Raw genomic sequence first — 22,823 nt, 5'->3', positions numbered from 1 at the left:
CGGACAACGGTTCGATACCGCGTCAAGGCGATAAGGAATGAACGCTGGCCCTCGCTGCTTGCGGACTGTCCGGTTTTGGTTCGGGCTTGCGGCAAGACGACCCGGTCGGTGACAGAGCGGTCATTAACGAGCAAAAGGCCGCTTGCGGCGGCCTTCCGCGTTCTCTAGTGTTACATTCAGCCAGCAGCCTTGATGCTCGTGTTGCAGAGGCTCCAATAGCCGCCGCCCTTCTGGATCCACTTCAGATCTCCAAGCGTTCCGGCATCCTTGGCCGAATGATAGGCATCGACGCAGGTATGGAGGCGAGCCTTTGCGGGTGTCTCGCTCGAATATTTCTTGTCGATCGCCTTCGGGAACTTGACGCTCTTCGGCGCCGCGGTCGTAGCCTTTTCAGGCTCTTTGTCGGTCGTCTTTGCGACGTCCGCCTCGTCTTCTTTATCGGCGGCAGCAGCGTCCGAGCCACAGAATTTGGCGCGGAAATCGTTCCACTTCATGTCTTTAGCGGAGCCATCAACTTTGGCCGCCTGATATTTTGTGCTGCATTCTTTCATCGTCAGCGCGTGCGCCGGCGTCGACATGATAAATGCAGCAAGCAACGATCCGGCAGCGGAGAGAAGCAATTTGTGCGACATGTGATTGGCCTCGGTCGATGATGTTGACGTTTCAGTCTTCTCTTCCGCCCGAGCTATGGCGCCGATGACGGAAGGGCTCCATTGGGGCTCCTGCCCAATGAACCTGCGATGAACAGTCGTCCTGACAAATCATCGCAGCCATACCGCGCTCGCGGGCGGTCCAGCAAGGTCTAAACGTCTAAGCCTTTTGGATAGATGTTCGCGATGTTCTACCGCAGCTACAATCTCCGCGCGAAATGACGAGGATGTGGGCATGCGTCGCAGTTATCGCAATCCGCAGAAGAAATCCGTGCTGTTCAGGGCGCCGGGCTTGCTCATCGGCGCGCTCGCGTTTGGTGCTGCCGGCGGCTGGACCGCGAGCGACTTGCTGGCCTCATGGAGCGCTTCGGGCAGCTCCGGACAAACGTGCAAGATCAAGGGCAATGTCAGCATCAATACCGGCGAGCGCATCTTCCACGTACCGGGGCAGCGATACTACGCACAAACGAAGATCAGTCCCCAGTATGGCGAACGTTGGTTCTGCTCGGAAGCCGAAGCTTGGGCGGCCGGTTGGCGGAAATCGAAATCGTAATGAAGTGAGGATTCGGAATGGCGGATCCTTTGTGGCACCGCGTGATTTCGGGGCCACTGCCTGACTAGTTGCTAGGATGTTCATGTTTTCGGCCAGAAAAATCGCATAATGGATCGTCGGGAACCTTTGAAAATGTCTCGGGACGAACTACTGGTCGTCCCTTCCTTTCAAGAGCTTTGAGCGTATAGACTGCCCTCAGCCCCTATTAGATTGGCCACATATTCTGACCCCGGGGATGCTGCGGTGGATTGGATGTGACGGTGGTATAGACTGGCAGTCCGGTAGGCGCTATTCGTGATGGACCAGCACATCACTAAACCATTCCGTCGATTCTCCAAGGCCTCTTATATTGAAAAAAGTGCAACGCAGTTTTGCCGTCGAGTACAAAGGCGGCAGGCGAAAACTCGATCCCAGGTCAAACTCGATCTGGGGCAACGTGGATTTAAAGTCCGTGGCTCGCGACCTAGACGAAGAGGCAATGCCTTTTCTGTCGGCTAGCTCTCAAAGTGGCAAATCCCATTACGAAATGTCTCTACCAAAAGCAGATCAGGAAGAGTCGTTGTTGACACCGCCTCTCGAGCCGTCGACAACTGCATCAGATACACAGGAGATAAGCATGGCCGACGAGACTGATACTGCAACCAGTGCCGATGTGCCGACCGTGGTCGAAACGCCAATCGCGCCGAAGAAACAGCGCAAGCCCCGGGCCAAGAAAGCCGCGGCACTCGAAACCGCGTCAGCTAACACTACGGTAGAGCCAGCAGCTGCTCTGGCCGTGGCCGGTGGTGCGAAGAGGAGAGGGCGCAAGACAAAGGTGGTCGAAGCTGCGGCGAGCGCCAAACGCGCACCTGTGCGCCGTCCTCCGAAGTCTGTGCAGACAGCGTCGCCCGCGCCGTTTACGGCGATCGACGAGATGGCAGACCTTTTAAAGTTGGAAGAGGAAAATCAGCGGCTGCGCAAGCTGCTGGCTGAAAAACTTCGCGCTGAAAATGCCGATCTCCGCAAACGGCTGAAGCTCGATTGATATAAGCAGCCGGTCAACCGCCGGCCGTATTTCCATGCTCATCGAGACATACAAATTGGCAACGGTAAATGCTGTTGCTGAAGCTAACACTCACTGCCTGCTTGCGGGATAAAACGCGAGGTCGGATAGATGGCGTCTCCCTGGAAACTTCTTGCCCGACTGATCTCACCGGGACGCGAACAAAGGAGAGAAAGCGGCTCGCCCGATAAGGTTACACCGGGGGCGTTGCCTATTTCCGGTCCGAATGAAACGGCTGGCGACGAGAGCCTGATTGGCGGTGATAGGCCGGCAACCTTGGAGCTACCTCCTCACGGTAAAGCCGGTGCCATCGCCGGGGAGCCTGTGCAATCCGAAGAAGCCGTGAACGGTGGCCGCGTCGAGGTCGAGCGCGGAGCCGCCAAGATTGTGGAGACCACCGATCCCACTTTATCCGGCGGTACTGGCATCGCCGTCACCGCTGCACAAAACAAGATCAAGCGAGCTGTCGAGGTGCCACCGCACAAGCAAAGGAGGCGCGGCAAGGAAGCGGTAGCGGTCGCGAATTTTTCCCAAGTTAATGACACTACAGACGAGATGAACCTCGATGAAGAGATCAAGGTGCTCAGGGATCAACTGGCCAGAAAGCTAAAGCTGCAAAATGCACAGTTAAGAAAAATGCTTGAGCGGTTTGAACGGTGAACGTGTCGCGATGCCTTGCCCGGTGAGCCGGTATCGATTGAGCGTCGCAGGTTCATATCCCTTCAAGGCGGTCGAACGTGGCGAGGCTTATTTAAGAGGGCTTACCTTAGTTTTCTCCTTATTTAAATAAAGCCACGCTTGCTTAAATAGCGGCCGAAACCCATACTCGCGTCATGTCTGATTCCGAACCCAATCAGCGGCGCGGCCGCTTTGTCGAAACATCAGTTGCCGGCGAAACAGTGCGGGCGTTCATACCACCTGCGTTGCCGCCGCTACCTGCCATTGACGTGCTTTCACTCTTGGAGCGCCTTAGCTTGGCAGAGCGAGCTCTCGGACGGCTAGATGGCATCACGATGCTGCTTCCTCGTCAGGAACTCTTCCTTTATATGTATGTCAGGAAAGAGGCTGTTCTATCTTCGCAAATCGAAGGGACGCAGTCGACACTGTCCGATCTCCTGCGTTTTGAGACCGAAGCCCAGGCAGGCCAGCCCATCGACGATATTCGCGAAGTTTCTAATTACGTCGATGCCATGATGTATGGTTTGGAGCGACTAGAAGCGCTGCCGATGTCGCTGCGTTTGATCCGCGAAATGCATGCGCGATTGCTGCACAGTGGGCGTGGTGGCACCAAAAATCCGGGAGAATTCCGGCGTTCGCAAAATTGGATTGGCGGGACGCGGCCTGGCAACGCCCTCTTCGTCCCACCGCCTGTCATGGAAATGGACGCCTGCCTGGATGCCCTTGAGCGTTTCATGCATGAAGATCGGTCGAGACTACCGGCACTAATTAAGGCTGGCCTTCTCCACGTCCAATTCGAGACGATTCATCCATTCTTAGATGGCAACGGGCGAATCGGTCGCCTCCTTGTCACGTTGTATCTTTGCACGAACGGGGTTCTGCGTAAGCCGCTGCTCTACCTGAGCCTCTATCTGAAGGCCCATCGGACGGAATATTATCGACTGCTTCAGGAGGTTCGCGAACAAGGCAATTGGGAAGCGTGGCTCGACTTCTTCCTCACTGGCGTTGCCGACACCGCCAACCAGGCGTTTCACGCGGCGACCCAGATCGTCGACGTATTTAAGGAAGACCGCGAGCGCATCACATCCGAAAGCGACCGAGCGGGCTCGGCGCTTCGGATCCACGACCTTTTTCAGCAAAATCCGTTTATGACGGCCAATCAGCTCGTTCAACAGACAGGCCTTTCCGCGCCCACCGTCAATGCGGCACTTACAGACCTGGAGCGTTTCGGTGTAGTTGAGGAGGTCACTGGCCGCAAGCGAGGTCGCGTATTTAGCTACCGGCGGTATCTCGCGATCCTTAGCGAAGGCACTGATCCTTTGCCCCCAACCGCGTGAACATACCAATAATCTATGGGTCGACGGTTCGAACCCCATCAAGGCGTAGGAAGGTTGGCCCAATGGTGGGTGCGAGCGGTGTCACTTGGGGATAGTCCCATGCTGTGCAACGGCTGATGCGTGTCGCCTGCCAGATGACGGAGCCACACGAGATCATTGAATGGAAACGCTGTCGCGCAGGCCGGAGGCGGCGGACAATGCCGACGCCGACCATCTCATTTCAAGTTACCGGATCACTCTGCGCTTTGATCATGTCCTCCAGGAAATGGTGTTGTCCTTGGGTCATGGGGCACTTCGCCGAGGGTGTCCTCGGACCCAACCGATTTGCGGTTGCGATCGGCATCACCTGCCGCTCGCATCCTCGGTCGGATTAAAATGCCTGTTGGGCGCCTTTCCTGTCGGGTGCCCGCCTCACACCCTTGGCTCCGCCTTGCCACGTCTCTCGCGATGCGCAGGAGCCCAGCGATCATTCTATAGCCCTGTGCGTTCAGTAGATTGACTGCAATACTTAAAGGCCGTGCCAAATCGTGATCGCCCGCCACCATGGGGCATTATTGGAAATCTCCGCACACCGTGCTCACGCGGAGACGACTGCCGCAGGCGCTCATGACATCAAGTTACCAGTTCTGCGAATGTATGATGCCATCATGCCGCGGTCTCGTAGCGTGCTGAAGCCGGGCTCTCTCGGCCTTCAAGCCGAAAGCGTGCGATCATGTCAGTAAGTGCGAGCGTCTCTGACGAGAGCTGTTGGGTGGCAGCATTCGTCTCTTCCACCATCGCCGCATTTTGCTGCGTCATACGATCAATATCGTTCACCGACGCGTTGATTGACTGGAGTGTTGTTGCCTGTTCGCGGCTTGAGGAGGCGATCAGTTCAATATGGTCAACGATGTGGACGATCTCGCTAGAAATCCCAATCAGCGCATCGCCCGTGCGGCCGACGAACTCGGAGCCAGACGCAACCTCTCGGACGGAATTGTTGATGAGTTCGCCGATTTCCTTGGCTGCGCGAGCAGATCGCTGCGCCAGTTCCCGCACTTCCTGCGCCACGACAGCAAAGCCCTTACCGGCCTCACCCGCTCTCGCCGCTTCAACCCCCGCATTCAGGGCCAAGAGATTGGTCTGGAAAGCGATGGAGTCAATCGCGCTGACAATCTGAACGATCTTGCCCGACGCGTCCTCAATCCGCCCCATGGCCGAGACCGCGTTTCGGACCACTGAAGCCGAGGCGTCCGCGCCCTGTTTGGCGCGTTGGACAAGCGCAAGCGCTGCTGCTGCCCGTCCTGAAGAGGTGTTGACGGCGGAAGAAATCTCCTGCACTGCCGCTGCGGTTTCCTCAAGGGCAGCCGCCTGCTTCTCCGTTCGACTGGCCAGGTCATCAACGGCTTCCGCCATCTGGCGGCCATTGTCGCTGATGAGGGAAGACGTCTCGCGGATCTCGCAGAGCGTCTCTCTGAGACCCGCCACAGACATGTTGAAATCGATGCGGATCCGGTCGAGTTCGGGGGCAAAGGGCGTATCGATCGCAAAATTCAGGTCCCCGCGCGACAGCCGCGTGAGCCCTTCTGCAAGCGCCTCGATTGCAGCGTCAACCTGGACCTTCGCGCTACGCCGCTCGAGTTCGTTGCGGGCGCGCTCGGATTCCGCGTCGCTACGCGCGATCTCGGCTTGTTGTTCCATTTCGACCTTCGATAGAGCATTTTTTCTGAAGACGGAAAGCGCGCGGGCCATTTCCCCGATTTCGTCGCCCCGTTTCTCGCCGGTGATTGCTGTGTCGAGCCTTCCCTCTGCGATCTTGCGCATCGCTGCGGTAATCTGGGTGATCGGTCCCTTCAAGGTAACGACCAGCGCGGCACCCGCGGTCATAGCAATCAGAATGCCGATCACAATGGCGCCGCCAGATATCCTGTTGGCCTGTTGACGATCCTGGCCAGCATTTTGCTTCTGCGTGTCGGCGAATTGCGCAAGGAGGTTCCAAGTGTTGTCGATCTGCCCCGCAGCTCTGTCGAACTCAGCCAGCTTGCGCGCCGCACCTTCAGAGAGCGCTGCAGCGTTCGCCGCAAGCAGATCGAGGACGGGCTGAGCCTTCTTCGGAATTTCGGCAAAAACCGGATCGTCGGTGACCACGCCGGCGAGACGGCCGAGCTCGGTGTGATACATGTAGATCGATTGCTGGACTTTTTTCACCCGCGTGTCGTCTGGTTTGCCGGCGAGTTCGGCAAAGCCGACGCGGATCTCGTTATTGCTGTTAACGATAGCACGCAGTTCGTTGCCGACATTCGTCGCTTGAGAGATATCCTTATCAGACGCGGCAAGCGCGAGTACGGAGGCCCGCATCAGATCGTCCCCAATCGTCTTGAGACTGTCGCCAGTTGCAGCAAGATTGGAGACAGCGGCATCCGTTGTCGAGACATCCAAAGTGCCCGGCGGCGCCTTCGAAGCGTTGGCGATGGCATCTACAGCAGCGGCATACTGAGTGGCGAGGGCTTGTCGGTCGGTCCCTATCGCAGGCGAAAGCTGCTCCTTTGCGTTCTGCAAATCGGGCGCATATTTGGCTAGAAGGCTAAGCTTGTCAGGCGGCGTTGTAGCGTTTGTATAATCATTGCGAAATTTCGTCGCAACACTGGCGGCCGCGATGATGGAGACGGAATTACTCAGGCCACTCTTGTTGGCATTTTCCATCTTTTTCGCACTGGCCATCAGCATGAACGAGCGCTTGCCAACCTCCCCTTGCAGGTCAAGAAGTGCCGCGGAAGCAGCGTCCACATCACTGAGAATTTTCTGCTGTCCCGATTCGATTTGCCAGATCGCTTCGATCTTTTGCGGGATGATTTGCGACTGATCGAGCGCCCGTTCGAGAAGCTCCACATCGGTTGTCGGCCTTAGAGTCTCAATCGTCTCGTTCAGGTTTGCCAATTGCTGTTGGGCGTCCGCAAGCGCGGTATCACGAGCTTCCTGCGACGGCTTCATCAGAAAACCTGTCATGCTTGAAGAAACATGTTTGAACCCGTTCAGGGATTGCAAAACATGGTTGGAGATCTCCATCCGTCCTTCGAGAAGGCTCGACGCGTAGTATCCCGTCAATCCCACTGCGCACAAGCTAATGACGAATGGCGCCAAAAGCACGAGCACCTTCGTCTGAATGCGAACCCGCGACATCAAACCATGTATCATGAATGCACTCCCAAATCTGAAGTGAAGCTGCCATCATTTTCTTAAGGACGCATGAAGCGACTCCCATGGACCTGGACCGCGCAGAACAACACCCGTGACTGACTCTGTTGCGCGGATCAGGTCGTATTCAGGATTCAAAGTCTACGAATCAGCCCCTGACGCGTTCGCAGTTTGCCCGCCCGAAGGCTGACATTCGGTCCAGCGCTGGCGGCTGTGCTTTTCGATGGTTTGCTTTTCGGTGTTCTTGGCATGCCGCCAGTCGCTGATGACGGGCTTCCGGCGCCCTATCTGAGTTTCGACCCGGATCTCTGGTTGTCGCCGACCGCAGCCTGCCAGGCTATGCGGCAATGTTCGGCAACAGGCTCGATAAGCTGGTTCCGTTGACAAACCTGACATGGACTTCGGATGCGAAAGCAGCCGTCCGGCGATCTGAAATCCGTGGACCAACCGGTGCGTCGACACGTTCGAGAAGACCTGGCAGCGACGGTCTCGTCGCCGACGTGCTCGGTCGTCGGTTCGGATGTGAGAATGTTGCCGCGGGAAAGGTGGAGCTTTCGCCAGGTCTTACGAAACCATTGCGTCGTGCCTGTGCCCGTTCCAGGCAAGCCCGAACGCATCGATGAGCCTCTCAAAATCAATCGCGCGTTGTGCTTCGGGCGTCAATTCAGAATGGCAATGGCGTGGAATCCATTGACCTCGTGAGAGGGCGCAAAACACCAGGCTAACGGGGAGGTCAAACTACGTGACCGCAAAGCGTGGAAGCGAAAGCCGAATTGACAATCCACCAGGCGTCCACATCCGATTAATACGGCAACAGGATTGCGCCATAGTCCGTGGCGCCGTGCAGGACATGGATGATGATCACCTTCGCGTTCTCGACGCGGTAGAAGATCAGGTAGTTGCCATGAACGCGTCGTCGGATACCATGGTGCTCGTAGCGGGGAACGAGGGCGAAACCGTTGGGGCTGTCGACGAGGTCTTCGCACTTGCTGCGGAGCTCCCGGACGAATGAAAGGGCGCGGCGTGGATTGTCCCATGCGATGTAATCGGCGACCTGCTCAAGATCGTTCTCCGCCTCGTCGGAAAATTCAAGGATCATACCGATTTTTCGGCCTGATCAGCCATCACACTGTACTTTGCCTCGAGCCGGTCGAAGACATCGCTCGCCGGCTTAGTCCGGCCCGCCTCGGCATCGGCAATGCCGCGCAGGATGGAAGCGTCCAGTGCGGCAAGCCGGGTCTCCCGGTCCTGAACCAGTCGAACACCTTCGCGGAGGACTTCGCTTTTCGAGCCATAGCGGCCCGTGTCGACAAGTTGCTGGATATAGGTTTCGAGCTGCTTTCCCAGATCGGCACTAATCATTCTGCTCTCCATCGGTTCTGATGGAGGCAAGATATGGCGTTTATCAACTATTATCAAGCGTGGTTGGCCGGTCAGAACCTACGTGACCCTGCTTGCGACCACGCCGCATCTTCTCGACAAGGCTGCCCGCGAGTTCTTCGGGCGGTCTGTCAAGGAGCTGCTGTTGGAACGGAGGCTACTGGAGGCCAAGCGCCTGCTGATGTTCACCGTCCGCTCGGTGGAAGATATTGCCGACGAGATCGGCTTCGAAGATCCGGCCTATTTCTCCCGCTTCTCCGCAAACCCACTGGCGACGCGCCGGCCGCCTGGCGCCGTCATCGTCTACAGGGAAAATGACGATTCAGCTGTGCAGAAGGCGCGCAAACGTAAGCTTCTCGACAGCGACTACGTTGAGGGCGGCTTCGGCTCCAACCTCGGTCTGTTGAAGCCGTGGACCGCGGATGGCGCTGACCATCCTGACCCGAGGGGTCTAACCGATAAAAATGTTCGGCTTCATCACGCAGCCAATCACAACAGACTGGATTGCGATTGCAACGCGGGCGGGGCAGGGCAACATATTCGTGTCCCCTTTCGAGGAACCAGAAAGGGGACGAGCTGCTGCATCTTGCAATTCCGGTCTATGCGGACTAAATGTGGTTACGTAACCACGAATGTTGGAGACTTGTCATGACCGTCACCACGCTGTCAGGCCGGGAGCTCAATCAGGATCTTGGCCGCGCAAAGCGAGCCACCAAGGACGGACCAGTTATCATCACCGACAGGGGTCGGCCTGCGCATGTCCTTTTGTCGTTCGACGAGTACAAGCGGCTGACAGGCAAAATGCGGACGCTTGGTGATATGCTCGCCGCGCCGGGGGCGGAAGATATCGACTTGCCGCTGCCGCAGCGCACGGAACATGCCCAGCCCGTCGACCTGTCCTGATGTTGTTGCTCGATACCAATGTCGTGTCCGAACTGCGCAAGGTCGCGAGCGGAAGGGCTGATCCCAACGTTGTGGTCTGGAATGAAACCGTCGATCCGGCCGAGACCTTCATTTCCTCCGTCGTCTTGCATGAGCTGGAGATTGGCGTCCGGCTGGTGGAGCATAATGATGTCGCCGCCGGCAAGGTGCTGCGCAACTGGTTGGAGAATATTGTTCTCACCGCGTTTTCCGGCCGCATCCTGCCTCTGGACGAGGGGGCCGCCGTCCAGGCGGCCCGATGGCATGTGCCAAATCCGAAGCCGATTAATGACGCCTATATTGCGGCGACAGCCTTCACCCGTCGCATGACGCTGGTGACGCGCAATATCAAGGATTTCGAGGGCATGGGAGTTGCACTCGTAAATCCGTGGGATGTGCCGCATGGTTAGTCCGGAGTTGATGGGTCGGATCGTTTCAGTCTCGATCCGCCCATCAATTCCCGGACTAACTATGTAGAAGAGCAGTTCCGCCCGTGTGCTCAACATCATTTCGCTGCGAGGGACCTTAAGAGTGCGAGCGCCCTCTAACTCTCGTCACAGTCTATAGGACGAGCGGTCGGCTGGATGGCGATCGAAGAGTTACTGTCGTCTTTGATCGTGGTGCTCCCTCTGGGCGGGCGCAAGGATAGCATGGGATTCTGCACGGTTCAGCGTGTTGACCAATTCTTCGCCCTCATCGGCGGTAAGCATGTCCATAACGAAGCCATTGACGAGAGCTTTTCGGTCTGAAACCGTATCGATTACCGTCCAGTAGATGTTGAGGTTCTTCTGCAGGGCGTATCTCTGGTTTTGCATGAATGATACCTTTCCTCGGTCTTTCGGTTACTCGCGTTGCGTCAACATGATGAGCGTCTGTCCAATGGTAGGGACCCGCGGACCGGTGCAGATTCTTGCACCGAGACCCGAGAACGTCCGTCCTGTCTCTGCAAGTTTTTCAGCTGGTAAGAGGATAAAGCCGACGGCCTTCGGAGCGTATTGCCCAATGAGATAAGCGACTCGCCGAATTGGCGCCCCGACTATCCCATTCGAGGCGGATGCCCGATACTTTGGTCTAGATGCGTGAGCCTACCTGACCCACGACGGCTTCGTCGACAATCCGAGGCCGTCCGCCATCCGGACGAGGTCAACGAGAGACCTCGCCTGCATCTTCTGCATGACATGGCCGCGATGAACCTTGACGGTCACCTCGCTCAGGCCCACTTGAGCAGCGATTTGCTTGTTGACGCTGCCCGCGACCACCAGGTTCATGATCTCGCGCTCGCGCGGCGTCAAGGAATCATAGCGGGACCGAAGCTCGGCAATGAGCGCGACTTCCTGCCTCCGAGCGCAATCGCGCTCGATCCCGGCATAGGCGGCATCGAGCAATTCCTGCTCGCGCAGCGGCTTCGTCAGGAATTCGATGGCACCGGCTTTCATCGCCCGCACAGAGATCGGAATGTCGCTATGGGCACTGATAAAAATGACCGGAAGCTCAATTCCAAGGGAAGTGAGCATGCTCTGAAATTCCAGGCCGCTTCGCCCCGGCAGCCTTACATCGAGAATGATGCAGCCCGGAACGTCAGGGCGCTTGCTATCCAAAAACTCCTGACTGGAAGCGAATGTCAGTACCTCAAGTCCAACCGAGCGCAGGAGATCGCCGAGGCCTTCGCGCACAGATGCGTCATCATCAATGATGTAGACAATCTCCTTCATCCATGTCCCCAATGTTTGCGCCGGTCAGGCGGCGCCCCGGACATGGATCCATTATTTCTCCGTGGTTGGTAATGTAAACTGAAAAATGGCACCGTGGGGCGCGTTTGGCGTGGCCCAGAGTTGGCCTTTGTGAGCCTCTACGATCGAACGACTGATCGTCAGGCCCATGCCCATTCCCTTGGGTTTGGTACTGAAAAACGCCTCAAATATATCGCCGATCTTCGCCGGGTCGAGGATAGGGCCGCTATCGCGGACTGCCACCAAAACGGTATTGGATGCTGCCTTTTCAGTGCTTACGATGAGTTCGCGCGCTCCCTTTGGCATCGCCGCCATCGCGTCGTTGGCGTTCATGATAAGGTTCAGGATCACCTGCTGGATCTGCACCTGGTCCCCAACGATCGGGGGCAAGCCGTGGGAGAGGTTTGTGCGGAGCGACACCGCACTGCGTTCGAGGTCCGTGGACACCAGCGCTATCGTCTCGGACACGACATCGTTGATGTTCAGCCGGTCCCTGCGTTCGGGTGATTTCTTCGCCATTGCCCGAATCCGGTCGATGACCTCGGATGCGCGAAAAGCGTCGCTGATCATGCGCTCGATGGCGCGACGGGCGGAGACGACGTCGCGGGGATCCGCGTCGAGATAGCGAAGGCAGGCATTGCCGCTGCTGACTAGCCCGGTGAGCGGCTGTCTGACCTCGTGGGCGATGGAGGCCACAAGTTCTCCCATAGTGGTCAACCTGCTCACATGGGCAAGTTCTGCTCGCGCAAGCTGAATAGCATCCTCGGCCTGCCTGCGGTCGGTGATGTCACGCGCCAGCGAAAGACGAAACCATTGCTCTTCCTGTCGGAATTTACCGACGCGAACCTCGACCGGAAACGTTGTTCCGTCCTTACGCCGGTGGACCGTTTCGAAAGTCATTGGCTGTCCTGCGTCGACGCGATCCACCAATGTCGCAAGCGACTTTTCGTCGATGGCTCCGTCAAAGTCGCGCGGGTGCATGCCAATCAATTCTTCCCGGCTGTAACCGAGGCTTTCACAGGCTTGGCGGTTGACGTCTATGACGGTCAGATCGTCGGTATGGAGAAAAAAGGCATCGGTGGCATGGTCGACGAAGGTGCGAAAACGAGTTTCGCTTGCGCGCAGCCTCTCCTCTGCTCGCTTGCTCTCGGACAGGTCGAGCACGAAGGCCACAGCCTGGCTCCCGGCCCCCTCGAAACTTGCCTCACCGATCATCACGGGTACGTGACCGCCGCCCTTTCGCTGGTACACCTTTTCAAAGGGGCGGACGCTGCCGGTCACTCTCAGTTCGGCCTCGGCTTCGGCGTCACGCTCGCGCCACTCCGGCGGTGTCAGCTCTTTATCGAGCAACTGACCCGCCAAGAGTTCGTCACGGCTGTAGCCCACCATTTGCAGGAACGCCTCGTTGGCCTCGATAATCCGACCTCCGATATCCCGGATAAAAATTCCGATGATGTTCGCTTCGACAAGCCGGCCTATTCGCGCTTCACGTTCTGCCAGGTCGCGGTAAAGTCCGGTGATTTCGAGCGTGCTGGCGGCTTGCGAGGCGATCAGCTTCAACACCGGAATGCGCCCCGGCGCGAAGACACGGCCCGTCAGAGTGTTTTCCAGATACAGCGCACCGATCAGCTTCGCGTGGTTGATCAGCGGCAAACAGAGAATGGATCTGGCCGCGCGATGGCGGATATAGGGATCGGCCGCAAAGGCGTTTTCAGCCGACGCATCGTCGAGGCTTACGATTTCCCGCATACGCAGGACGTAATTGAGAACTGATTCCGGCATCACGCCGGCGATGGCCTCATTACGCAACTCTATGAGGACCGCTTCGCCGCGGATCGTCGCCTCAGCGGCAATCCGCGGTTCGCCGCCACGCGACAGGATCAGAAGCCCACGTTCGGCTCCCGCCTGCTCGACAGCCATTCGCAACACCGTGTCGATCAGCTTCTCGACGACGATTTCGCTGGAGACTGCTTGCGACACCTTGATGACGGTGGCGAGCTCGAGATGCTCGATCGGCGCTTCGATCGTGCTTGTTGCAGCCGGCGCCGATTGTCCATCCCGCAGTTGGGGATAGGCTTCTTCGAGCTGCCGCGCCTTGCCGTCGGCTCCCCAACTGAGATAACAGCGACGGGCGTTTTGAAGATAGAGGCGAGCGATCTGATCGAAGCCGCGCGCCCGGTAAAAGGCGGAAGCGCGCTCATACGCGATCGCTTCATCGTGTGGGAGCGCGTGTGCATGTGCCAACTGGATCGCCTGTTCATAGAGGCGCTCGGCATGCAATTCACGGCCTGCCAAGCGGGCGATCTCTGCGCCAAGCAATGTTGCGCGGCTTGCGAAATTCTCCGGGCAGTGCGCGGCCCAAGTGTCGAGCTGCCGGCGGTGAGCGCGTATGGCCTTGCGATAAAGCGCTCCTTCAGTCGTCGACCCTTGCAAAGCAGAGGCCAATGAAAGGCCGGTATAGAAGTGATATTCCGCCCGCTCGAAAATAGCGGGAGTCATCCAGAGGAGGCTTTCTGCTTTCGCCGCTGCCGAAAGCGCTGCGAGGGTATTCCCGGCAAATACACAGGCCTGTAGCTTGCGGATCCAGTACAGGCAACTGCCCGGCTTGCCGTCGGTCTTAAACTCGAATTGCTGCTCGTCGAACCCTTCATCGTTGAAGCATCCGAAGATTGGCGTCAGCCCGCGAAGCGTTCGGATGAGTTGGAGCTGACCGCTGATGAAACCGACGGCGACCCCGAAACCGGCCTGACGCGCGAAGTACAGGCCGGCTTCCGCATCGCGCTGAACCTGCGAGAGGGGCTCGCCAGCGGCGAGAAGATAAGTCACAAGGTTATTCCGGCTTAAGACGGCGTAGGTGAGATCGCCGACCTGCTGTGCCGTTTCGAATACGCGCTGCGCCAGTGCACGGCCGGTGCGGACATGACGCGGCGACGATTTCGCAAGGTTGCCGAAGGCGAGGTAGACTCGTGCCCTCAGGCGTTCCATTCCGGGCTGTTCCGTCAGGTCCAGTCCAAGCAGGCCGAACCGAAAACCGGCTTCATAGTTGCCGAAATAGGGCCCAAGCACCGTGCCCACAGCAGTGAAGGCATAAGGCGATGTATCGCTGTTGCCGTGTTTGAGGCTGATGTTCCCCATTCGCCCGATAACGAGGCAGCGCAGATTCTCGTTGGTAAATAGGGCCGGAGTAACAAGTGAAGTCAGAACGTCCATGGTCGCGAATGCGACCGGGTCCGCCATAGGGGGCGAATTAAGCAGCGCTTCGATCGGGCGGCCCCCAAGTTGTCGCCAAAGCCGCGCGTATTCCTGGCGCACCTGGCTCCTGGTCGGGTGAGACGACCACGAAATGCCGACCCGGTGTAGGTAGTCGAGACCGAATATGATGGCCTGATCGCTCCGACCCAGGCTCATGAAAAGATCGACGCGCAGGCGCGTGACGCGGGCCAGATCGGCGAGGCTGGTGGCTCGGCTTGCCAGTTCTGCGAGGCGGGCCTGCGCCTCCGCCGGTGCCCCGGTCAAGAATTCGCATTCGGCCCTGTGGAGTTCGAGACTAAAAGCGAGTTCGTATCGGCGCTCCCAGGCATCGTCCGGCAAGTAAGCCACACCCGTTCCGGCATAGGCCAGCGCCGATTCGTATGCAGCCGACGCCTTGGCGCGGCGCGTGGCAAGCAGGTTCAAGTCGGCGAGACGCTCGCGCTCTTCACCGGGCGCGATGAGCGCGCCGCCGCAGTTGAGTTGGCCGACAATTTCGAAAATATTCTCATCGAGTGCCTGCGGCGGCGTATGCATCAGCAGGAGGCGGCCGATGGAAAGATGCGCTGCCGCCCGCTCATCTTCAGGGATCAGCCCATACGCGGCCTCCTGAACACGATCGTGCAGGAAGCGGTATGATGACCCCTCTTCACGCAGCACGAGTCCGGCCCGCGCCGCGGCCCAAAAGGCTACATGAACCGCGTCGTGATTTTCGCTCCTGATCAGAGCCAGTGTATCAACCGCCGCATGGTTGCCGAGACACGCTAGCATGTTCAGGGCAGCCTGCGTGGTATCGGGCAGGCGCCGCAGCTTGCTTAGCATAAGATCCACGACGTTATCGGTATAGCCTTTGGCTCGTATGCGATCGAGATCCCAAACCCAGTGCGTCTGTTCGCGATTGAATTCGAGCAGGCCTTCGTCCGGCAGCGTGCTCAGGAACTGGAGCGCGAAGAAAGGATTGCCTCCGCTCTTCTTGTGCACGAGCCGCGCAAGCGGTTGGGCACGCTTTCTTCCGCAATGAAGCGCGTCGGCCAGCATCCGGGTGAGATCTTCCAGCCTAAGCGGTGTCAGTTCGATTTCATGCACCTGGCCACCGGCCTCCCGGATCGCTGTCAGCCGGCGGATAAGCGGATGGGTGGACGATACTTCGTTGTCGCGATAGGCGCCAATGAGCAGCAGGTGACGCATATCCTGCTGGGTGCACAAATCTTCAAGTAGATCGAGCGTTGCAGCGTCCAACCATTGGAGATCGTCTAGAAACAGCGTGAGCGGATGTGCTGCTGTGGCAAACACTCGCAGCAGGCGCCTGATGTTCAATTGGAAGCGCCGTTTGGCGTCCTGAGGCGGCAGATCCGTAACCGCCGGAAGCTGGCCGATGAGAGACTCAAGTTCCGGAATAAGCGTTACCAACAGCCGACCGCTCGCGCCCAGTTCTTCCGAAAAAGCAGCGCGCCAGGGCGCGAGTTCAGCATCACTCTTACCCAGCAGCACTCGGAGGAGGCCTTGCAGGGCCTGCGCAACGCTCGCATAAGGAATGTGACGCTGATTCTGGTCGAATTTGCCGGAGGCAAACAGCCCACGCGGCGGCACGAGCGCGCGGTGGAGCTCATTCACGACCATGGATTTGCCTACGCCGGCATGACCCGAAACCAGCACCAATGTCGGCCCGGCGCCCGCGACGACCCGGTCGAATGCGGAGGTTAGGGCGGCGATCTCGCGTTCGCGACCGTAGGGCCGCTCGGGAAACACCAATCTGTCCGGAACATCGCGTGTCCCAAGCGGAAATTCTGCGATCCGCCCATACTTCTCGCTCTCTATGAGGGCACGCCGCAGATCCGCCTCTAGCCCGGCGGCCGTCTGGTAGCGTTCCTCTGCGTTCTTGGCGAGCAGCTTCATCACGATTGCTGAGATAACGCCTGGTAGCTCCCTTACACGCTCGGACGGCGGCACCGGTCGCCTGGCAACGTGGCAGTGCACCCATTCCATCGGCTCCGAAGCAGTGAACGGTAACTGGCCGGTGACCATTTCGTAGAGCGTGATGCCAAGGGCGTAGAGGTCACTACGCGAGTCCACCGATCGGTTCATGCGGCCGGTCTGTTCGGGCGCCATGTATGCGAGGCTGCCAGCAATGACCTCAGGGGGCTCGGCGGCCTGGTGCTCACGAGAAAGATGCGACGCCACTCCGAAGCCCGTGAGACGGACCCGCCCTTCCGCCTCGTGCGCCAGTATATTCGCCGGCTTGATGTCCCGATGAATGAGGCCGCATCCGTGAACCTTGCCGACTGCCGCCGCAATGCCCTTGGCAAGGCGCAAAAAGACAGTGAGTTCGTCGGCCATGCCATGGCTGTGCCGTCCCATCAACTGCGGGAGGGGCACGCCGCCGCAATCTTCGAGGACGAGCACGATACGACCATTTTCCGTTTTTAAATCCAGCGGTTTGGCCGCCCACTCCCGGTCGAGTTCGTCTTTCAGGCGATATTCGTGGGCCAGTCTGTCAAGACTGGTTCGACTGGGATGTTCGGCTGCAAGCTGCACCCTCAGAACGGCTTTTGATGCGCCGTTGCCGCTCCCGATCAGCTCCCGAGTAAAGATGCGATCACCGTCAGTCCAGGAGGATTGTGGCTCGTGGTACCGAAGGTCAGTCGATGTCTGCTGGCTGATGGAAGCGAGAGCGCGCTTCCGTCCGAACATGTTCCTCCTGGTGTTCTGCGCATCTTTGACCGTGTCGTCCATGGCACACCGCTCGCTTCGATGCCGCCCGCATGCATCTCAGGTGCAGGCATCGCAGATCCAATCAAGCTTCACCGACTTTCCTCTCATGTCAACGAGCCTATGCTTCGGATTATTGAGGCGGTCGCATCTGGGTTGATCTTCCTCCGCCTCAGGTTCCGGTGCATGTTGTTAAGTCAGTTTCGCGACGAGCAAAGCTGCGGCAACACGGTTTCATGCTTGAAGAAGCGCCGCGCCGGCGGGGTGAAGGTCTCGCGGTCAAGCAAAACGCCGGCGCGGCAAGTCGGCCCGTGATGGGAGGGTGTCTCTTTTAGGGGCCGTTGCAACATTAACTCTGCCTAGAGTGCCCTCGCTATTATGCCGAAGTATATTTGTTTAGCCCTTTCGCCCGATTCCTAAACCAAACCAATTCTGCCGGATGTATCAGGTCGCCCTCTTTCGTGCTGATCAACCAGCCGCGAGCATTCAATACCGGCGGATCCCAATGGAGGCTATCTGCAGCGAGTGGCGCAACTTCTTTAAGTCTGCACGCGGGCCGAACAGGAGCTCAACGCGCTTCAGATGACGCGCAATATGCTCGAACGCCTTCGGGAATCGCAGCAACGGGCCGGGCTGGCGGACGAGGGTGGCGTAGATCTCGTCATCGTAGGCACCCATGGGCGGGCGTACTGAATCTTCCTCTGGGCAGCGTGGCATCTCGTATTGTTAACGAGATTGAGAACGATGTGTTGTTGGTACTGAGCAGCGTTCATTAACCTCCGGCGCGCGACAAGGACGGCAGGTGGAGCGGATGGTGCGCAAGAAGGTTCTCCAACGCTGAAGCGGTCAGCCATTGAACTCGTGAAGGTTCGTGCTTTGCACAATGCGATTCGGCTGCGATGGTGGAGCTTGTCGAGGCGTCTTGTTCCCTTCCCTCCCCACGGTTATACTTTTTTTGAAAAACAGTATAACGCCGGAGTGGAGCTTATGAAGTCCATCGACATCATGTATCAGACGATGCTTGCCGAGCTAGGCCAGCGCTCGCTCGACGCCGCTTGGACGGCCGATTTCCCTCCAGAGGGCCGGTTCACCCCCGCAAACATCAAGGGGCGCAAGTACTGGTACTTCGACATCCCGGATGGACATGGTGGTACGAAACGTCGCTACGTCGGTCCTGCTGACGATCCGGATATATCGCAGCGCGTGGCCGATCATAAGCGGGACAAGGACGATTTACGCGCTCGCAGGCGCTTGGTAAATACCCTGACCCGCGAAGGCGGGATGATCGCCCCCGACGCCATGTCGGGGGACATTGTCGAGGCCCTTGCCGACGGCGGTCTCTTTCGACTCCGGGGCGTTCTCATCGGCACAGTGGCCTTCCAGTGCTATTCAGGACTGCTCGGTGTCCGCCTTCCCATGGCTGCGATCCTGACCGGCGATGCGGACATCGCCCAAGACTATGCCATCAGCAGGGAGGTTGAAGACAGCCTGCCTCCGATCATAGAACTGCTGCAGGGCGTCGACGCCAGCTTCCGCCCGGTTCCCCATCGATCAGGATCCGCGGCCTCGTCGGCGTTTCAGAATGCCGACGGCTACAGGGTTGAATTCCTGACGTCGAACCGTGGTTCGGACGACTACCTCGACCAGCCGGCGAAGATGCCCTCCCTCGGCGGTGCCAGCGCGGATCCACTGCGCTTTCTCGACTTCCTCATCAGGGAACCAGTCAGAACAATGCTGCTCCACCGAAGCGGGGTCCCTGTCGTTGTCCCTGATCCGTCCCGGTATGCGGTCCACAAGCTCATCGTCGCCAGCCGCCGACACACTGGCGGACAAGGGCCGGCGAAGCGAGAGAAGGACATACGTCAAGCTGCGCTGCTCTTTGAAGCCCTGCAGCAGACAAGGCGATCTGCCGACTTGGCGCTCGTCTACAACGAAGCATGGGAGCGCGGGTCTGCGTGGCAAGAAGGTATTCGAACAGGGGCGGGAATGCTGCCGGCACAAGATGCCGAGCGGTTCGGGACAGTCCTGATCGAGGGGGCAAAAAAAAACCGCGAAGTAATTGAACTTCCGTTTGGAGGATAGGTGGTCTTCCGCTTCCAAAGCCAGCCAGTTGATTTAATTCGACGTGGCGGAGACAAATATGGTGCCGAGAGTTCGAGTCCGCTCAAGGCGAAGATTGGTGGCACCAGCCATCCTTTTGAGGAAGAGGCCGAGGGACGCCTTCCAAGCCGCCCTCTTTCCAGGATCTTCCGCAGACGTTGGCGCGTAACGCCGAAGTGCGACTTGATCGCTCACATCACAAGAGGACACAGGCTACTCTTCAACGAATGCGAGCTGCATCGTGTCAAACACCGGCCTCAAAAGGTATTCGAAGAAGGTGCGATCCTCGGTCGTGATAAACGCCTGGACTGGCATACCGGGATGAAGGTCCCCCGCGGTTAATGCAAACGGGAGCGGATCGGATATTTTCAGGAGCGCCCGATAATACGGTTGTTTTGTCGCCTCATCGATCAACTTATCTGCCGATATGTCTTCGACGACTGCGTCGACCTCAGGCGTCAGCCGGGCATTCAACGCCGTCAATCGCAGTCGAGCGGCCTGCCCTTTATGCACGGCGTCAATATCATTCGGCTGCAATCTTGCCTCAACTAGGGGCCTTGACGTCGTCGGCAGGATTTCCATAATACGTTCACCCGGACCAATCACGTTGCCGACGAAATTATAGATCGAACTGACGACGATGCCGTCGGCCGGGGCGCGTATGACAGTCCTATCGAGAACAGCTACTGCCGATGCGAGTTGTTCCTCGACATCGCGCAGGTTGGTTCTCGCCTCATTCAACTTCGTGACTGCATCTTCGATCCGCTCGCTCGGCAGGCGTTCGATCTGTTCCTTGGCCTCGGCGATCTGTGAGGCGGTCGAGGCCTGGCCTGACACGATCGAAGCGGCCTGCCCTCCCAAATCGGCGTCGATCCGGAGAAGCTCGGTATAGTCAGATCGGTTGATCAATCCTTTTTCAAGGAGAGCCTGCTTTCTTTGCAGCTCATCACGGATGACGGCCTGCTGTCTTTCCACGGCTGCGCCTTGAGCCAGCAAGCCTGCCCTCGTCTCAGAAAGTTGGTCGAGCCGTTGCCCCAGGATAATCAGCTCCGACCGAAATCGTGTCAGGCGAGCCGAGAACTCCTTCTGCTCCTCCTCGACTATCGCCGCCCCATCAGATGTGGCGATTGGGATACCTGCAGATGAACCGACAAATCGGTCGGCGCCGTCGCGCTCCGCTCCCAATCGGCTGACGCGCACCGCAAGCGAAAGCCACTGTTTGGAAAGCCGATTCACCTGCGTCCGTGCAGACGTGTCATCCAAAACGAGAACGACATCGCCTTTATGGACTTCGTCTCCTTCACGAACTCTGATTTCTCGAACGATGCCACCTTCTAGGTGTTGCATCTGAACGTTACGCCCTGCCGCCGCGATTGTTCCGGCTGCGACGGCGGCTCCGCCAATTGGTGCTATGGCGCCCCACAAACCGAACGTTGCCAACATTGCCAAGGTGGCAACATAGCCGACCAAGGCCGGCGTATTAGTCGACTTCCTAAGTTTGTGCTCCCATCCCGACGTCATGTGCACGATCACTCCGCCGCGGCCACGGATGCCGGATTACTATCGCTTCTCAAAGGACCGGCTTGCTGGGCTGCAGGGATCGTCGCAGCGCGCCTTCCCTTGACGGTCCCAGATAGGCGCTGCACGACGTCGCCCGCGCGTCCGAACATTTCCGCAGCGCCTTCGTTCAAGACGAGGGCCTTGTCGCATTTGAGAATGATCGATGTCCGGTGCGTTACCAAAACGACGGTCGTGCCGGCTTTTTTCGCATTAAGTAGCGCCTTCTCCAGTGCCGCTTCTCCCTCGGAGTCGAGATTGGCATTGGGTTCATCAAGTACGAGCACCTTTGGAGAAGCATAGAACGCACGCGCAAGACCGATGCGTTGCCGCGTACCACCGGACAAAGTCGATGCCGCTCCCTCGATAACTGTTTGATACCCGTTGGCGAGCCCTGAAATCAGCTTGTGCGCTTCGGCTGCGGCCGCCGCATCGGTGATCGATTGGTCAGAAGCGTCTTGAGCAAACCTAGCTATGTTCTGGGCGATCGTCCCGGGCAGCAGTTGAACATCCTGAGCGAGATACCCGATCGCGCTGCCCAGTTGGATGGGATCCCAGGTCGAGTACTCGGCGCCATCCAATGCGATAGATCCCCCTGTCGGCTCAATGACGCCTGCAAGCAGCCGGGCGAGCGTCGACTTTCCAGCGCCGCTGGGGCCAAGAATTGCGAGACTTTCTCCTGGTTCAAGTTCGAGACTGACCCGTTTCATTATTGGGGTAGATCCACCACCCTGCTGGACTGGTCCCCAGACAAGGTCGCGGGCCGTGAGCTTGCCATTTGGGGCGGGCAGAAAAATTCGCTTTTGCTGAAGATTCTCGATCGAAGCGACGGCTTGCGAAAGCCGATGGAAGGCCTTTCGTGAGTCGGCAACCTGTCGCCATCCTGCTACCAATTGGTCGATAGGCTGCAAGGCCCTTCCCGATATCGTCGATGACGCGAAGATCATTCCGGCCGTCATCTCGCCCGTCATGACGAGCACTGCTCCAGCCGCGAGAATCGAGAGTTGCAGGACCATACGGAGCGTCCGCGAGGATCCGGCGTATAGGGCATTCACAAAAGCCGCGCGGTCCTGCAGCTTCGCGGATTCTGCAAACCGATCACCCCAGACCTCAGCTACGTTGGATTGCATGCCCATGCCGCGGATGGTGTCGGCATTGCGAGCAAAAGCCTGAGCCAGCAGATTTGCGTAAACCTGCGACTCCTGACTTCTTCCTGCTGCCGAACGCGCTGCATAATGGTTTGCCACGACTAGAAGGACGAGCAAGCCCGCCCCACTGACTGTGACAATGGCAAGGATTGGGTGAATGAAAAAGAGCAGACCGACGAACAGCAGCGCGAAGGGTAGATCTATCAGGTTCGCCAAGCCTTTGGAGGCGACAAAATTCCGCACTGTCGACAAATCCCGTAGGGCTTGGATGTCCCCGGCGGCGCCTCGTGATGACAAAAGCGAAGCATTGAAAGCGCTCCTGCCAAGCTCACGATCGAGACGGAGCGCCACCCGCTGGCAGTAGATCGATCTAACGATTTCCATGAGCGCCAGAAACGCCAGCGAAGCGACAGCGATTAGCGAAAGATATACGAGCGTCGGCAGGGTAGAACTGGGAAGAACGCGATCATAGACCTGCATCATATAGAGTGGTGGTACGAGCAGGAAAAGATTAATGACCACCGAGAAGATTGCGAGCTCGACCCAGCTTCGGCGTAGACTGCGACGGATTGCAGAAGACATCAGGAACAAATCT

17 protein-coding genes and 1 pseudogene are annotated in these 22,823 nt (G+C 58.2%); 8 read left to right on the top strand and 10 right to left on the bottom strand.

Features of this window, described 5'->3' with window-relative positions:
• Positions 1–176: 176 nt before the first annotated feature.
• Positions 177–632, bottom strand: a complete 456-nt coding sequence (locus AMC88_RS30930) for a hypothetical protein (RefSeq protein ID WP_004678481.1) — start codon at positions 630–632, stop codon at positions 177–179.
• A 253-nt stretch (positions 633–885) separates the two neighbouring features.
• Here AMC88_RS30930 and AMC88_RS30925 point away from each other — a divergent pair, with 253 nt between their 5' ends.
• The 4 genes from AMC88_RS30925 (at position 886) to AMC88_RS30910 (ending at position 4,260) form a co-directional block, all read left to right on the top strand.
• Positions 886–1,203, top strand: coding sequence for a sunset domain-containing protein (locus AMC88_RS30925; protein ID WP_004678483.1), 318 nt, complete (start codon positions 886–888; stop codon positions 1,201–1,203).
• A gap of 349 nt (positions 1,204–1,552) precedes the next feature.
• On the top strand, positions 1,553–2,227 hold the full coding sequence (locus AMC88_RS30920) for an MreC domain-containing protein (RefSeq protein WP_037117676.1): 675 nt from the start codon (positions 1,553–1,555) through the stop codon (positions 2,225–2,227).
• A gap of 129 nt (positions 2,228–2,356) precedes the next feature.
• Positions 2,357–2,905, top strand: a complete 549-nt coding sequence (locus AMC88_RS30915; protein ID WP_037146458.1) for a hypothetical protein — start codon at positions 2,357–2,359, stop codon at positions 2,903–2,905.
• Between the two features lie 173 nt (positions 2,906–3,078).
• A complete protein-coding gene (locus tag AMC88_RS30910; RefSeq protein ID WP_037146451.1) occupies positions 3,079–4,260 on the top strand; it encodes a Fic family protein in 1,182 nt (393 codons plus the stop codon).
• A gap of 645 nt (positions 4,261–4,905) precedes the next feature.
• On the opposite strand, the gene AMC88_RS30905 is transcribed toward AMC88_RS30910, so the two are convergent.
• From AMC88_RS30905 to AMC88_RS30895, 3 genes are all read right to left on the bottom strand, one after another.
• A complete protein-coding gene (locus AMC88_RS30905; protein WP_064820395.1) occupies positions 4,906–7,434 on the bottom strand; it encodes a methyl-accepting chemotaxis protein in 2,529 nt (842 codons plus the stop codon).
• An 802-nt stretch (positions 7,435–8,236) separates the two neighbouring features.
• Entirely contained in the window at positions 8,237–8,533 is a 297-nt protein-coding gene (locus tag AMC88_RS30900) for a type II toxin-antitoxin system RelE/ParE family toxin (protein WP_064820394.1), read from the bottom strand.
• A complete protein-coding gene (locus AMC88_RS30895; RefSeq protein WP_010007827.1) occupies positions 8,530–8,796 on the bottom strand; it encodes a type II toxin-antitoxin system ParD family antitoxin in 267 nt (88 codons plus the stop codon). Before AMC88_RS30895 ends, AMC88_RS30900 begins: the two co-directional genes overlap by 4 nt.
• A gap of 55 nt (positions 8,797–8,851) precedes the next feature.
• Here AMC88_RS30895 and AMC88_RS30890 point away from each other — a divergent pair.
• From AMC88_RS30890 to AMC88_RS30880, 3 genes and pseudogenes are all read left to right on the top strand, one after another.
• A pseudogene (locus tag AMC88_RS30890) lies at positions 8,852–9,132 on the top strand (helix-turn-helix domain-containing protein); the annotation flags it as partial.
• Between the two features lie 330 nt (positions 9,133–9,462).
• The gene (locus AMC88_RS30885; protein WP_012490196.1) at positions 9,463–9,717 is read left to right on the top strand and encodes a type II toxin-antitoxin system Phd/YefM family antitoxin; all 255 of its coding nucleotides are present in this window, start codon (positions 9,463–9,465) and stop codon (positions 9,715–9,717) included.
• Positions 9,717–10,145, top strand: coding sequence for a type II toxin-antitoxin system VapC family toxin (locus AMC88_RS30880; protein ID WP_016736056.1), 429 nt, complete (start codon positions 9,717–9,719; stop codon positions 10,143–10,145). The genes AMC88_RS30885 and AMC88_RS30880 overlap by 1 nt, the downstream gene beginning before the upstream one ends.
• A gap of 189 nt (positions 10,146–10,334) precedes the next feature.
• Here AMC88_RS30880 and AMC88_RS30875 read toward each other — a convergent pair whose 3' ends face one another.
• The 4 genes from AMC88_RS30875 to AMC88_RS30860 form a co-directional block, all read right to left on the bottom strand.
• Positions 10,335–10,550, bottom strand: a complete 216-nt coding sequence (locus tag AMC88_RS30875) for a hypothetical protein (protein WP_010004393.1) — start codon at positions 10,548–10,550, stop codon at positions 10,335–10,337.
• Between the two features lie 270 nt (positions 10,551–10,820).
• Positions 10,821–11,447 (bottom strand): response regulator transcription factor, encoded by a 627-nt coding sequence (locus AMC88_RS30870; protein WP_010004392.1) that lies wholly within the window; start codon positions 11,445–11,447, stop codon positions 10,821–10,823.
• Positions 11,448–11,498: 51 nt separating this feature from the next.
• Positions 11,499–17,447, bottom strand: coding sequence for an AAA family ATPase (locus AMC88_RS30865; protein ID WP_064824089.1), 5,949 nt, complete (start codon positions 17,445–17,447; stop codon positions 11,499–11,501).
• A 462-nt stretch (positions 17,448–17,909) separates the two neighbouring features.
• Positions 17,910–18,101, bottom strand: coding sequence for a hypothetical protein (locus tag AMC88_RS30860; RefSeq protein ID WP_010021640.1), 192 nt, complete (start codon positions 18,099–18,101; stop codon positions 17,910–17,912).
• Positions 18,102–18,410: 309 nt separating this feature from the next.
• Here AMC88_RS30860 and AMC88_RS30855 point away from each other — a divergent pair, with 309 nt between their 5' ends.
• Entirely contained in the window at positions 18,411–19,505 is a 1,095-nt protein-coding gene (locus tag AMC88_RS30855; protein WP_064820393.1) for a nucleotidyltransferase family protein, read from the top strand.
• Positions 19,506–19,736: 231 nt separating this feature from the next.
• On the opposite strand, the gene AMC88_RS30850 is transcribed toward AMC88_RS30855, so the two are convergent.
• Both AMC88_RS30850 and AMC88_RS30845 read right to left on the bottom strand, forming a co-directional pair.
• Positions 19,737–21,044, bottom strand: coding sequence for an HlyD family type I secretion periplasmic adaptor subunit (locus tag AMC88_RS30850; protein ID WP_064826477.1), 1,308 nt, complete (start codon positions 21,042–21,044; stop codon positions 19,737–19,739).
• A gap of 8 nt (positions 21,045–21,052) precedes the next feature.
• Positions 21,053–22,810 (bottom strand): type I secretion system permease/ATPase, encoded by a 1,758-nt coding sequence (locus AMC88_RS30845; protein ID WP_064826339.1) that lies wholly within the window; start codon positions 22,808–22,810, stop codon positions 21,053–21,055.
• Between the last annotated feature and the right edge of the window lie 13 nt (positions 22,811–22,823).

Source organism: Rhizobium phaseoli (assembly GCF_001664385.1).
Taxonomy (GTDB): Bacteria; Pseudomonadota; Alphaproteobacteria; order Rhizobiales; family Rhizobiaceae; genus Rhizobium; species Rhizobium phaseoli.
The sequence above is the reverse complement of the archived record's forward strand: the minus strand, read 5'-3'. Positions and strand labels throughout refer to the sequence as shown.